General features: G+C 33.7%; 14 protein-coding genes and 1 tRNA gene. 6 read left to right on the plus strand and 9 right to left on the minus strand.

Annotated elements, in window-relative coordinates:
* The first annotated feature begins 587 nt into the window (after positions 1 to 587).
* Entirely contained in the window at positions 588 to 1,826 is a 1,239-nt protein-coding gene (locus QPL79_RS02690) for an ORC1-type DNA replication protein (RefSeq protein WP_285273239.1), read from the plus strand.
* A 40-nt stretch (positions 1,827 to 1,866) separates the two neighbouring features.
* Positions 1,867 to 2,169, plus strand: coding sequence for a hypothetical protein (locus tag QPL79_RS02695; RefSeq protein WP_285273240.1), 303 nt, complete (start codon positions 1,867 to 1,869; stop codon positions 2,167 to 2,169).
* A gap of 19 nt (positions 2,170 to 2,188) precedes the next feature.
* On the opposite strand, the gene QPL79_RS02700 is transcribed toward QPL79_RS02695, so the two are convergent.
* The gene (locus QPL79_RS02700) at positions 2,189 to 3,610 is read right to left on the minus strand and encodes a replication factor C large subunit (protein WP_285273241.1); all 1,422 of its coding nucleotides are present in this window, start codon (positions 3,608 to 3,610) and stop codon (positions 2,189 to 2,191) included.
* A gap of 22 nt (positions 3,611 to 3,632) precedes the next feature.
* Positions 3,633 to 4,604: a replication factor C small subunit gene (locus QPL79_RS02705; RefSeq protein ID WP_285273242.1), complete on the minus strand. Its 972-nt coding sequence runs from the start codon at positions 4,602 to 4,604 to the stop codon at positions 3,633 to 3,635.
* 224 nt (positions 4,605 to 4,828) lie between these two features.
* Between QPL79_RS02705 and QPL79_RS02710 the strand changes: the two genes are divergently transcribed.
* Positions 4,829 to 5,251 carry an ArsR/SmtB family transcription factor gene (locus tag QPL79_RS02710; protein WP_285273243.1) on the plus strand — a complete coding sequence of 141 codons (423 nt, stop codon included), beginning with the start codon at positions 4,829 to 4,831 and terminating at the stop codon, positions 5,249 to 5,251.
* A gap of 33 nt (positions 5,252 to 5,284) precedes the next feature.
* Here QPL79_RS02710 and QPL79_RS02715 read toward each other — a convergent pair whose 3' ends face one another.
* The gene (locus QPL79_RS02715) at positions 5,285 to 5,470 is read right to left on the minus strand and encodes a chromatin protein Cren7 (protein ID WP_285273244.1); all 186 of its coding nucleotides are present in this window, start codon (positions 5,468 to 5,470) and stop codon (positions 5,285 to 5,287) included.
* 100 nt (positions 5,471 to 5,570) lie between these two features.
* On the opposite strand from QPL79_RS02715, the gene thpR reads away from it, so the two are divergent.
* Both thpR and cca read left to right on the plus strand, forming a co-directional pair.
* Positions 5,571 to 6,149 (plus strand): RNA 2',3'-cyclic phosphodiesterase, encoded by a 579-nt coding sequence (gene thpR, locus QPL79_RS02720; RefSeq protein ID WP_285273245.1) that lies wholly within the window; start codon positions 5,571 to 5,573, stop codon positions 6,147 to 6,149.
* 18 nt (positions 6,150 to 6,167) lie between these two features.
* Positions 6,168 to 7,562 (plus strand): CCA tRNA nucleotidyltransferase, encoded by a 1,395-nt coding sequence (cca, locus tag QPL79_RS02725; protein ID WP_285273246.1) that lies wholly within the window; start codon positions 6,168 to 6,170, stop codon positions 7,560 to 7,562.
* Positions 7,563 to 7,566: 4 nt separating this feature from the next.
* Here cca and QPL79_RS02730 read toward each other — a convergent pair whose 3' ends face one another.
* The 6 genes from QPL79_RS02730 to QPL79_RS02755 all read right to left on the minus strand — a co-directional run bounded on the left by QPL79_RS02730 (position 7,567) and on the right by QPL79_RS02755 (position 13,264).
* Positions 7,567 to 7,758 carry a hypothetical protein gene (locus QPL79_RS02730; protein WP_285273247.1) on the minus strand — a complete coding sequence of 64 codons (192 nt, stop codon included), beginning with the start codon at positions 7,756 to 7,758 and terminating at the stop codon, positions 7,567 to 7,569.
* 241 nt (positions 7,759 to 7,999) lie between these two features.
* Positions 8,000 to 8,101: transfer RNA gene (locus tag QPL79_RS02735), tRNA-Pro, on the minus strand.
* Between the two features lie 57 nt (positions 8,102 to 8,158).
* Complete coding sequence (locus QPL79_RS02740) at positions 8,159 to 8,425, minus strand: hypothetical protein (RefSeq protein WP_285273248.1); 267 nt, start codon at positions 8,423 to 8,425, stop codon at positions 8,159 to 8,161.
* Between the two features lie 104 nt (positions 8,426 to 8,529).
* The gene (gene mcm, locus QPL79_RS02745) at positions 8,530 to 10,587 is read right to left on the minus strand and encodes a minichromosome maintenance protein MCM (RefSeq protein ID WP_285273406.1); all 2,058 of its coding nucleotides are present in this window, start codon (positions 10,585 to 10,587) and stop codon (positions 8,530 to 8,532) included.
* Positions 10,588 to 10,605: 18 nt separating this feature from the next.
* A complete protein-coding gene (locus QPL79_RS02750) occupies positions 10,606 to 11,121 on the minus strand; it encodes a DNA replication complex GINS family protein (protein WP_285273249.1) in 516 nt (171 codons plus the stop codon).
* 172 nt (positions 11,122 to 11,293) lie between these two features.
* A complete protein-coding gene (locus tag QPL79_RS02755; protein WP_285273250.1) occupies positions 11,294 to 13,264 on the minus strand; it encodes an aldehyde ferredoxin oxidoreductase N-terminal domain-containing protein in 1,971 nt (656 codons plus the stop codon).
* Positions 13,265 to 13,456: 192 nt separating this feature from the next.
* Here QPL79_RS02755 and QPL79_RS02760 point away from each other — a divergent pair, with 192 nt between their 5' ends.
* Positions 13,457 to 13,705 carry a DUF504 domain-containing protein gene (locus QPL79_RS02760; protein ID WP_285273251.1) on the plus strand — a complete coding sequence of 83 codons (249 nt, stop codon included), beginning with the start codon at positions 13,457 to 13,459 and terminating at the stop codon, positions 13,703 to 13,705.
* Positions 13,706 to 13,748 lie beyond the last annotated feature (43 nt).

The following is a 13,748-nucleotide window of genomic DNA, read 5'->3' on the forward strand; positions in this document are numbered from 1 at the left end:
ACATCTCTGATTTCACCATTCATTAAAGAAGTGCCTAGGAATAACTCAACTTCCTTCACTACATTAATCTCATTTCGAAGCTTTGTCTCTTACCATTCAGGTATTATTCATGCTGAATCTGACCTCCTCCCCGCTCTGAAAGACAAAGGTTTCCTTAGGGCAGTTCATCGGTTCCCAGCATCTATTCGTTTTCACATCTATCATCTGCTGAGCAGTTGGGAGGGCCAGAGCTTCCCCCATCTGAATACTCTGTATTGCTAACCCCGCATCCAGTTCTTGGGAGCAACCCATCACCAAATACCAAACACTACAAGTATTCATCATCACTAGAAAGATGTGAAACACAAAACTTACAAGTTTTCATCCCACCCTAAAGGCGAGGCCTTCAGTTGTAATAAGACAAATCTATAGATTTGAAAAAGGGTTGAGACAATAGCCTTGAAGAAGAATATTTAAAGCAATTGAGAAATATTATAAAATCTTAGGTTATTTTGGTTTCAAAATTTTTGTATGCGTTAGGAAATGCATAAACTGAAACATTTTTATACTATTTAGATATAGTGTATTAGACATGGGTGTAAGTATTAATGAGTATAAATAACATAGTCGAAAGTGTAATAAATAGAGTATCTGTGTTTAAGAATAGAAGTGTTCTTGATAGATCTTATATTCCTGATAATCTTCCTCATAGAGAGAATCAACTAGCTATGCTTGCTGAACTATTTAAACCTATTATTACATCTCCTGGCACAGTTTCAATTACTGCACTTTTAATTGGAGATGTTGGTGTAGGAAAAACTGTTACATCATATGTATTTGGTAGAGAATTGACAAAAATTGCTGAGAGAAAGGGTATTAAGTTGAAATATGTTCATGTGAATTGCCACAGCGCTAGAACATTGTATGGTGTTGTGCAAAGCATTGCTGCATCATTTAGTTTAACTATACCATTTAGAGGATTGTCACCAAGGGAGATGATGTTAATAATTTTGAATCATATGAAGAAAAATGATATGTATGCTCTCATAGCATTAGATGAGTTTGGATACTTTGTTCGTGTTGCTGGCAACGATGCTATATACTTTCTAGTAAGACTTTATGATGAATATCCAGAAGCTGAGAAAAGGCTACACTATATATTTATTACAAGAAACCTTGATGTTCTAGGAATATTAGATCCAGCAACAGAAAGTTACATAACAAAACACATAATTAAATTTGAGCCTTATAAAGCAAGTGAGTTATTTGATATTCTTAAACAAAGAAGGGATTTGGCATTTTATGAAAATACTGTAGATGATGGTATACTAAAGTTTATAGCTGATGTTGAAGGATATGATAGAGGTGGAAAAGGCAATGCTCGTGCTGCAATAGAAATTCTCTTAAGAGCAGGTATTGCAGCAGATTATGAGGGTTCTCAAAAAGTTTTCTTAGAGCATGTTAGAAAAGCTATTGGTGAAATAAATGAGGAGTTACTTGTTGAAATATCAGATAATTTGCAGTTTCTTCAGCTTCATGAACTCATTGTGTTAAAGGCCATAGTAAGAAGATTGAAGAAAAGTAGTGAGGCTTATGTTAAAATGGGTGATGTAGAAGAAGAGTATAGATATCTATGTCAACTATACAACATAAAACCAAGAAAACATACACAAGTATATGAATATGTTCGTACATTAAAGAACATGGGTATTATAAATTCTAGAACATCTAGCAAAGGACTTAGGGGTAGAACTACATTAATATCCTTACCCATACCTCTAGAACCATTTGAAAAAAGAATTGATGAATTAATTGATAAAAGAGTTTTAGAAGAAGCAAGCACCTAACATTATAAATACTACTCAGTAATTTTAGGGATCTAAATTCATGGAATTGTTTCAGAGAATTACTATAACAATTCCTGAAGATGTCAAAAAGAAAATTGATGTATTTGGAAAACCATGTATATGGAATATAATAGCATTATTAAGCTCCATTGATTCAAAAACAATTAATATCACCTCTCTTGTGTCAAAGCTTAATAGCAATTACAACCACATTATGAAATGTATTGAATTAATGAAGTCTTTTGATATGGTACGAGAAATTAGAATGGGTAGAGTTAGATTAATTAAATTAAATGATAAAAATGAGTATGTTGCGATGATAATGAACATGCTATTTAAATAATGTTGTAATGCTAGAGAATCTAGCTCTTTTTAGAAAATGAAAGCAAATCTCTTTTCTCTTTTTTCTCTTCATGTTTCGGCTTCTCTTTCTTGTTTTTTTCTCTATGTATTGTTTCCTCTAGCCTTGCTCTAGCTTCTTTCTCCATAGCCTCTTTATACTTTCTGTAGTAACTGATAATAGCAGCTTTATTTGTACCAGCCAACAACTCTATCATTTTTTCAGATAAGCCTAATGCAAGAGCTATTCTAGCTGCATATTCAGGATTTGATGAAAATATTGCTCTTAGTATTGGTATCACATCATTTTTTGCTATTGATGTAGAGACATGAATATTTTGAGAAATAATTTTAGCGACATCATCTCGAATATCTCTAACCTCTTTTAATTTAGAAAGCATTAACAGTCTTTGTGGAAAATTATATTTAACCCATTTAAACTTGTCCTTGGGATTATTCTTAGCAGCAACAGCTATTCCTGCAGTCATAAGGTCTATGCTATATGATAGTAGGTCCCAGTCACCACTCCTTACTATTCTTCCTAAATAAACATCGGCCTTACTTAAAAATTCATAGGCTTTTGCTATGTCATTTTGATTGGTATATTGAAGTGGAATATTTTCCTCAAGCCAAAGTTTTAACTGATCATAATCTAGTTGTGATTGATTTAATGCATTTTTTGCTTGCCATGCATATGAGGCAGAAAATATTGTTCTTAAGGTCTCAAATGGATCCCTCTCCTTATCTCTTGGTCTCAGCAATGTCTTGGCTCTTTCAAGAGTTACCTCTCCAAATCCCTCGCCAACAGCTTGAAGATCATTTATAGCAGCCCTAGCATCACCTTCAGCCCTCTCTATAATGTAGTCTAGCGCATCTTCATCGCATTTTAAATTCTCTGAAGAACATACATGCATAAGTAATTTCATTAAATCTCTTTTGCCTAGCTTCTTAAACTGCACAAATTCTGCTAATTCACGCAGAGGTCTAAGCTTCTGATCCCAGGGATTATTTGCAGTCATTATAATGGGAATTCTTGCTACTTCGATAAGATGTTTTATAGCATCAAGAGCTCCTGCATCTTCTTTTGCTGCTATGCCATCAACTTCATCCAGAAGTACAATCTTATTTTTTCCAGAACTAAAAAGACTTTGAGCTGTGGAAGCCCTTAATGCAATTCTTTCAATATCCTCCTTTCTTCTAAAATCACTAGCATTCATCTCAATGAGTTCATAACCAAACTCATTTGCTATTGCCTCTACAAGCGATGTTTTACCACATCCCGGAGGACCATAGAGAAGCAATGCTTTTTTCTGAGTATTTGGCCACTTCTTAAACCATTCCAAAACCTTTGCTTTTGCTTCTTCTTGGTTAACAACATCATCTACTTTCCTGGGTCTATACTTTATAACCCAGGGAATTCTATTCAAGTTTTGGTTTTGAGACACTTTCCAACCCTAAAACATCTTATTACCTTTTTCCAAGTAGACTTAGCCTTGCTAGCAAAGCTGTTAACTGTATTTCATCATCAGATCCCTCAACTATTCTGAAATGAATTTCTCCAATATAATCAGCAATCATAACCCTTAAATCTTCAGGTATTTTAAGATCTGCTGAGAAAATCTCTCTATGCATTTGCCTCAAAACATCTGTTCCACTAAGACCATATGTTACCATGAGCTCTCTCAGCCTATCTCTTGCTTCAATAAATTTTCCAGAAAGAGCAAGATTAATTATTTCTCTTATCTCCTTTGGATGAGCTAATCCAACAACTTTATAAACATTGGATATTGTTACCTCGCCTAATGCCGCAGCTGCTTGAAGTATATTTATTGATTTTCTTAAATCACCTCCACTAATCTCATATATTGCTTCTAAGCCATCGCCATGGCATGTAACATTTTCTTGCTTACAAATCCACTCTAACCTTCCAACAACATCTTCTTTTTTAAGTTGAGTAAATCTAAATGCTGCACATCGAGATTGTATTGGATCAATTATTTTACTAGCGTAGTTTGCTATCAATATGAATCGTGTAGTCTCCACATACATTTCCATAATTCTTCTCAAAGCTTGTTGAGCATCAGCTGTCATGTTATCAGCTTCGTCAAGTATAACGATTTTGAATGGCACATCACCTGATACCTTGCTTCTAGCAAATTCTTTGACCTTACTTCTTATAACGGTAATTCCCCTCTCATCACTAGCATTAAGCTCCAAAACATATCTTCTCCAATCTTCACCATACAGATCATGCGCTAGTGCCAAAGCCGCTGTTGTTTTTCCTGTGCCCGGAGGGCCGGCAAAAAGCAAATGAGGCATATTCTTTTCTTCAACAAATTTCATAAGTCTTTTAACAACTTCTTCTTGATTAACCATTTCCTTCAATGATTTTGGCCTATACTTCTCTACCCATAGCAACTCTGCAATTTTTGCACTCAATAACTTTCACCTCTATACTAGTTGATATATACGAGCTTTAGAAATACTAATACTTTTTGCTTCTTTCTACATTACTTTGCTAAGCTACAATAATTTTCTATTATTTTCAAAGCTGAACTAATATACTAGCTATTTTATTTTTCACAGAAACAAGGCAAAACATTTAAATCTGCTTTTAGAAAACAATAAATTTAGACTTTATTTTTATGAGAGGTGGAAGTTCAATGATTGCTGAAGGGGGTGGAAAAGAGTCTGGTATTAGCAAGCTGCGAAGAGGTATATGGATTGAGGGAGATATCATGTATGTGGCTGGTGAAGAATTTATTGAGAAAGTGGCAAGTGCTTTAGCTTCTCTGACAAGACTAAGAATAATTGGTTTAACTTTTAAAGGTGATATGGGTATAGAGGATTTGGCTGATAAGCTTGGGCAGAGTAAGGCGAATATAAGTACTCATGTAAAGCGCTTAGAAGAAGCTAATATTGTTAGAGCAGTTTATTTACCAGGTCATAGAGGAGTAAAGAAAATGGCTAAACCTGCTGTCAAAGAAATAAGAATTATATTGTCAGAACTCGGCGAGGAAGTGGAGGAGAGAATTAAGGAAGCTCCTCTACCACCAGAAGAGGTAGAGGAAGAATACAAAGAATAAACTAATGCTATTAAACTCTCATTAAATTAATTACTAATCACATTTGTAACTATTTGGCAGTAACGCCCTGAATTTTTGACCTGTTTTTGGGCTTGTGAAAACACCAATCTTTATTGTTTTTCCTAAATGATTCCTTATAATATAGACTTTTTCCGGCGCTAATATAATCTCCAAATGTGTTGATGGATCTTTTACCTTGACTTGAACTGTGCACGGCATACTTTTAACCCTTCACTTATAAACAGGTAACTGTTCTATATCCCGTAGCCTATATAAGCTTTAATTCTTTTTAGTTATCAAATTATCCATGGTGCTTATTGTGAGTAGTATTAGAGCGTTTATAGCTGTAGAGATAGAGAATGAATCTACTCTTAGCAATATAGTTAAGTGGAAAAAACAGCTAGAAAGTCTTGGTTTAGATGCAAAATTTGTTGAAGATGAAAATCTACACTTAACAATTAGATTTCTAGGTGAAATATCTTTGAGTTCACTAGAGCAAATAAAAGAAATTGTCAACAAAGTTTCTCAAATGACTAAATCTTTTGAAATAAAGATTGCTGGATTTGGTGCTTTTCCAAATATAAATAAACCAAGAGTTTTATGGATAGGTGTTGTAGAAGGTTTTGAGAATCTTGCTAATATAAGAAAATACATTGATACTGAAATTATTAGATATGGTCTAAGAGATGTTCATAAAGATCAACATGAATTTTCACCACATATAACAATTGCAAGATTAAAGAGCTATAGAGGTGTTGAAAAACTTCAAAAATATTTCATTGACTATAAAGATTATTTCTTTGGAACATCAACTGTTACTCAAATAAAAATCAAGAAAAGCACACTTACACCAAGAGGCCCTATATACTCTGATATTCACATAGTGAAATTATTGTAGCGTATGGGTTTTTGAAAATTGAGAGAAATACTTAACAAGGTTCTCACCAATATAAAACCTGATGAGAAAATAAAACATATTTTGATAAAAACATATAATAAGTTTCATGAGATTATTCAATCATGTTATAGTCAAATAGGTTTGCAATCATATGAAATAACTTTACAAGGTTCTGTAGCCAAAGATACTTTTTTAAAAAATGATGTTGATATAGATATTTTCATATTATTTGATCCAAGTAAGTATAGCATTGATTGGTTAAATAAGGATTTTATTGAAATAACTTCGAATTGTTTAAGGAATAGCGGCTATAATGTTATAATAGAATACGCATCTCACCCATATGTGGTAACATACGATAATAGCTTCGAAATAAATATTGTTCCAGCATTCAGAGTAAGTGAGCCAAGTAAAATTATTTCAGCTGTTGATAGAACACCTTTTCATACTGCTTACATTAAACATAAGTTATGTGAAGAATGTAAAGATGAGGTTAGACTTTTAAAATATTTTCTCAAGCTATGGAATTTATATGGAGCTGAGATAAAAACTCAAGGATTTTCAGGATACTTGGTAGAGTTACTTATAATAGCATACAAGTCTTTTGAAAACACATTAAAGAATTCACTAATGTGGAGAGCATACAAAACCTGTATAGATATTGAGGGTTATTACAAAAATGAAAAAGAGTGTCGAAAGAAATTTGAAAACGATGTTCTTGTTGTTATCGATCCTGTTGATGCTAACAGAAATGCAGCATCAGCACTTTCCCTAAAGAATTTCTCAATGTTTAAACTACTTGCCAGACTTTTTCTGGAGAATCCATCAGAGAAATTCTTTGAGGAAAACCATAGCATTCCAAGTGAAAACAATGTTTCAATACTAATTCAAGATAGGACATTGAGAGAAGGCTTATGCTACATCACAATAATATTTGATATTGTTAAGAAGATTCCAGATGTTATCTGGGGCCAGTTACGAAGAATACAGAATTCTATTAGAAATACATTAAATGAACAAGGGTTTCAATGCACCTTTATAGATTCTTGGATTGACACGAACTTGACTAAAGCCATATCTATAGTAGAATTATATGAGTGTAGAGATTATGAATATAGGATTGGACCTCCAGCCTACGATCCGGAGGCTATAAACTTTCTTAGAAAAAATAAAGATTCTGTCATAGGTCCTTGGGTAAATGAAAATGGAAGACTTGTATGCATTAGAAAAAGAAAGAGAAAGCCAGAGGATATTATAAAAGATGTTTTAAATCAGATTTCACCATCGTCATTAAGACTAGTTGAAATAAAAAGAATTTCCTCTATTCATGATGTATTAATAAGTGATGAAAAATCGTTTATAGTCTGGCTTAGAAAGGTTTTTGAAAGAAAACAATTAAATAAGGTGATATAATTAATTATTTTCTTATTGAAATGAATATATCATGTAAATCAATAGATTCACGCAATTTTTTACCACATTTTGGACATTGATTGCCTATTTTTACTTTCAATTCTGAAAGTGATGGTATTCCATAATAATCCTGTCCTGCTCTGATAAATTTATACAATATTTCACCACAATTTAAACATCGATATATTACAGGCATTGCCACTCACACAACTTAAAACACAAACTAAGTCTATAATTACATATCGAGTAGTTTTGAAATGTTGCTTTGGTAATACCATAAAAAAGCCCTAGTAATACGTTCATCATCTTCCACATAGCCTTACATATAAACTATTGGTAGAAAAATTTTAGTAAAAGTTATAAAAATAGTTGCTAATTACTAAAAAATTACTATAATTACTATCTTCTCTAGCATAGAAATATAAAAATTAATCCATTGGTGGGGCCGCCGGGATTTGAACCCGGGACCACCAGCGATCCGGGCACATGCGGGGATAGCTCCCCAGGCTGGCATCCTAGCCAGGCTAGACGACGGCCCCAACTAAACTAATATCTGAAAGATATAGAATATGGTGTTCAGAATTTAAAACTATTTGCTAAATTTTCACAATCTTCACTTCACTAGCTTTTTCACATTTCTCCATTTCGCGTTGCCATAGTATAGAAGGTGTCCATGCAATCCATGCTGGAATCTTTTTAACAAATTCATAAGCTTCTGCCCAGCCATCTAATCCAAGTTCCTCTGCTAATTTTTCTAAATTCATTTCAGTTCTTACATATATGTTTAAAATCTTGACAACTTTTTCATCAATTTCTATCTCTTTCTCACCAACTCTAACAACATATTTCTTACATACTGACACTTTTCATTACCTTAAAACATCATTAATTTCTTTATTGTAACTACTGTATTTGTGTGAGATTTTTAAGTTTATTTTAACTACCTTGTTTTTAGTTTACATAGTAATTACATAACAGGAGCATAGCAACCATCTCTTGCTTCATATATTAATCCCTCTCTTCTCATCCTTGTCAAAACTTCTTCAACAAGTCTATCCTCAATGTCTTGCTCTTTAGCTTTAGCAATAATTGTTTTTATTTTTGCACACCCCTCTTCTTTAGCTAGAGTTCTTATAATGTTTTCAATAATGAGCATTTTATCTCTTTGAGATTTAGGTTTTCCAGTCATAATAACATCTATGTCTATTTCACCACTCTCAACATCAATACCAACGCTTTCCAGCATGCTTTTCATAAGCCTGATAGCCTCTGCAGCATCTTCTTCACCAACGATTGGTTTTAAAGCCATTTTTGCATGTGCTTCTGCCAAACGTATTAATGCCTCGAATTGTCTTGCAGTTATTGCTATGGGAGAATCTGGAACTTCTAAGCTCTTTTTTCTCATTTCAACAAAGAATTCTTCTAGCATTTTCTTTGCCTCTTCACTTAAAACAGGCCTTACATATTTTCTTGCATAAGCAATATACTTTCTAACCATGTCAGCATCTATCAAAGGTTTTGTAATATCCTCAGCAGCATGAACTTGTGCTATATGTCTTGCTAATCTCGAGTCTCTTTCAATATTTGGCACGTCTCTTATTACAAATATTAAGTCAAATCTTGAAAGAATTGTGGGTGGTAGATTAACATTTTCAGCAATTGATCTATTTATTAAGTATCGACCATATCTTGGATTACCAGCTGCCAAAACAGAGGTTCTAGCATTTAATCTTGCTACTATACCAGCTTTTGCTATAGATATTGTTTGCTGCTCCATAGCTTCATGAATAGCTACTCTATCCTCTTCACGCATCTTGTCTATTTCATCTATACAGGCAATACCACCATCAGCTAGAACAAGTGCTCCTGCTTCTAAATAATATTCACCAGTTTGTTTGTCACGTACAACAGCAGCAGTTAAACCTGCTGCTGTTGCACCTTTACCAGTAGTATATATTGCTCTTGGAGCTATTCGTGAAACATATTGAAGCAATTGCGACTTTGCAGTACCTGGATCACCTATCATCAAAACATGTATATCACCACGAATTCTAGTACCATCTGGTAAAACCTTGGGTACACCACCAAAGAGTAGAAGGGCTATAGCCTCTTTTATATCCCACAAACCATAGATTGCAGGTGCTATTGATGCAATAATCTTTCTTCTTATTAATGGATCTTTTGCTAGCTCCCTTATTTTCTCCTCATCTTCTCTTGTTATCTCTATTTCTTCAAGCATTCTCTGAGACACAATAATGTTATTCACCTCAATATAAGAATCATACAAACTCTTAACACGTCTACTTCCAGAACCTCTCAACTTTAGAATACCAACTACAACAACTCTATCACCTGGTCTTGCAACATCAACTAGATTGTCATATACATCAACATCTATTGATCTTGGCATTCTCCCTGCAGGCATCTCCTCTGGTTTTTCCTGAATAACTAATCGCTGAAAGTCTCTAAACCTAGACTTCTCCTCTAAAAGCTTCCAATTACCAGATGATCTATGACAATAAGGACATAGAACAGGTTTTTCTACAACATCTCCAGTAACAGGCACAACAACCTCATTACCACATTCATGTTGATAAACAGCCTCAACAATTTTTTGCTTTGGAGGTGAGGCTCTCACAACAATGCCTTCAACAGCAATCAATTTATTTACTAAATCACTTCTAATATCACGTATCTTGTATACAAACGGAAGATTTTTGAAACGAGGAATAACTTCATAAATCTTCTCTAAGTATTCAGGAGCTTCATATTCAATTACATTCCTTAAAGCCTTAGAGAACTTTTTTATAGTATTTTCAGGGTTTCTTATTAGCAGCTCTGCTAATTTTGGATTATAACTCATAATATCATTAAAATCTATTTCCAAGTCAAATCTATTTTCAAGAATCATTCTTCTAACAAGTTCTCTATATTTAGGCCTGCCATCTACTTTATAATTCTTTATAAACTCTTCAATTTCCTGCAATGCATCAACAACTACAGCTGTAATTGTTTCACTTGACATATTTTCTTCCATGCTCCATCACCTTAACAATGTATATTTCCTAAGCCATGTAATAAGTGTCTTCTGCATAAGTATTGAAAGAACCTTTTCTTCTACACTCAGAGATTTTAATATGGTTTCTAAACTGCGAAACTGTACAGCTCTTATTATATTAGATAATCGAATATTTGAAATCTCATTGAAATCCTCTTTAGCTCTATCCAAAGTTTTTAGCATTTGCAAATCTGATTCTTTTCTAGCTTTTTCCTCAAGCCTATTTAACATGTTAATAGTATTGATATAGAAATAATCATCTAATTTGCTTAATCCAAGTCTTTGTTGAGTATGAGAAAATCTTATCTTAGTCACTTCCTGAATACTATAAGGTTTTTCTAGTATTTCTACAAATCCCTTTTCTTCAAGAATTTGAGCAACCCATCTCGGTATTTTCTCTTCAGAGCCCTTCTGCAATGCAGTTCCAAGTAGTGGTATGTATGGCACACTTTTTAGAATCATTACCTTAACAGGTGTTGAATAATATAATATGTCCAGCAATGAAAACTCTAATGTAATAGCCTCACACCTAGCACAATTTTACTTATCTTATCTTACTTAAAATCTGTTTAGCCTTTGATTAAAACTTTTAATTCTATTCTTTTTAGATACTAGGTATCTTCTGTTAGAAATACAATAAAAATTAATTTGATTTAACTATCCTTTTAACATATTAGATGTCTTTATACCAAGCTTCTGGAAGTTCTATCTGCATTGCTATTGCTTTTATAGCTCTTGAAATCCATTCTTTGATTGCATCCTCTTTATTGCTCAGAAACTTCTTATTCCATTCTTCTACATTGAATTCTGTAGCAAGAGTTGCTATAACATCTTTCGCTTTCTCGCCTTCAACTAACTTTGGTTTTGCATTTGCCTTAATACAATACTCTGCTATTTTTCGATACAATTTCTTTGCATGCTGATCTAAATCAACTTTTGCTCCAACTAGTTCATAAAGCTTTGGCAAAATTTTCTCAGCCCAGCCTCTGTGAAATCTGCACAGACCTGTATTTGATATCTCCAGCTCCTTTATAGCTCTTGTAGCAACTACTTTAGCAAATTCCTCTGGCTCTGAGAATGTTGTTGTATAGTTTGTCCAGTATTTACCTGTAACTGGAAGTGGTAAGAGGAAGCCTGGAGTCCAGTAATAATTTGGTGTCATATATCCTTCTTCTCCATATGGCTGGTATAATACAAGATCTTCGAATCTAACTCCAATGCTTTTAACCCTATCACTAAACATGTTATTTAGTTGCTTACAAGCGAATCTAACTCCCTTCGCAACAATTCTCAACACATCTGTTGAACCCTCCACCAGTCCTTTCAAGATTTTTTCAGCTAATTGCGCATTCACAGACCATTCATCTATATTCATTAGCATTGGATCCATATTAGGTTTCCTATCAAGTCCTACCTCCTCTGGTTTTAAAAGATCCTTATAAACACTTTCCAAAAGCCATGCAACCACATGACCAATACCAATTGCGTCAAAACCTAATTGATCTGCCAAATCAATCAAGTTTCTTGATAATTCTATTTTGAAAACTCCTATGGAGGGACCCAAGGCATTTGATGGCTCATAGTCTAGCTTCTTACCTCTCCATATTTTCTTGCATGAAACAGGGCATGGCTCGCCACATGTAGTCCAGCTTTTTGCAAGATCAAAAGACTCCATTTTAACTGGTTTCCAGAAGTGCTCTAAGATGAGATCAACAAGTTTTTTCCTTATTGACTTGTGAAGATATATGCTGTTGAAATTGAATAGAGGTAGCAATTCTCTGTAATGCGGATAATTTACACCAAATGTTCCACCAGCTCCTATGCTTGGGTCAAAGCGATATTTCACTGTTGCTTCATTAACACTTTGTACAAAGTCTTTTCCTAAAATAGCTTTCATGCTTTTGAGAAATTCTGTAGGGTCTGTTAATTGCTTAGGTAATTCTGGTTTATAGGATCCTCCAGCTACTATTGCTGCAACATTGTGTGCTTGTGCTAATACTGAGCCTCCTCCACCTCTTGCAGCAAACTCTTCACTACCATCAACAAACTTCTTTTTAGTAAAGTCAACATCTACTGAAATAATTGCTCCATAAACAGTTTTGTATGCTGCAGGCCCAACAACTATAGGCCTAGCCTTCATAGATGATATCTCATTCCAGAATGTATCAATTAGGTACTTCTCTAGTGCATATGCACCTATGTAACCATCATATCCTCTGTATATCTCCTCTAGTTTATTCCACTGCATTCTTCTTATATTTACCTCTGCAACACCTTTTTCACCACCTTTAACAAATACTATGGCTGGTTCACTGCTTCTACCCTCAACAGATATTGCATTAACACCACAGCCAATAAACCTATAGCCGGCACCACCCATTTCAGATACATGAATAGTTTTGCTTTCAGGACTTCTAAACACAACAACAAGTCTATGAGCTCCAAATATTTTGCTTCCAGCAAAAATGCCAGTTCCTATGACAACTGCATTATCAGGGTCAAAAACATTTTTGCTCCATGTTGCTAATTCCTCGTGAATTTTTAAGGCAATATCTATAGGCCCTAAAACCTCCTCGACGTTATACTCATCAATTTTCCAATCACCTGTAGAAACATTTAATCTTAGCACTCTATACTTCACCATTGAATATCACCTATTCTAAACTGTTACCTTTGCTTTTATTGAAGTGGAAAAGGTTAAAATTTTCTTTATTATACCTCTATTATAGAGGTGTCATAGTTTTAATTGTAACACCTATAATTGTTTTATTAACTTAGGGTACTTTGTTAAGAACATTTTAGCTTTTAAACAAAACTAGCATGACGTGACATCAAGATGAGAATTAAAGATATTGTTAATAAGATTTTGTGGAGTGTGAAGAACATTGAAGATTATTATTTAGTTGTAATTGATAGAATTGATGAAACAGGATTTAGGAAAATACCTTTCTCTAAAATTGTTAGAATTGATAATAACTATGTTTACGTAATTGATTCTAGTGGCTATGAACATGCAATACCTATTCACAGAATAGTAAAAATTGTTAAGAATAATGAAATCATATTTGAGAGAAAGAATAGGTAGTAGAAAAATTAACTCTAAGATTTTTAAGATTTAGCAGTATGTT

This window comes from Ignisphaera cupida, from assembly GCF_030186535.1.
Lineage (GTDB): Archaea > Thermoproteota > Thermoprotei_A > Sulfolobales > Ignisphaeraceae > Ignisphaera > Ignisphaera cupida.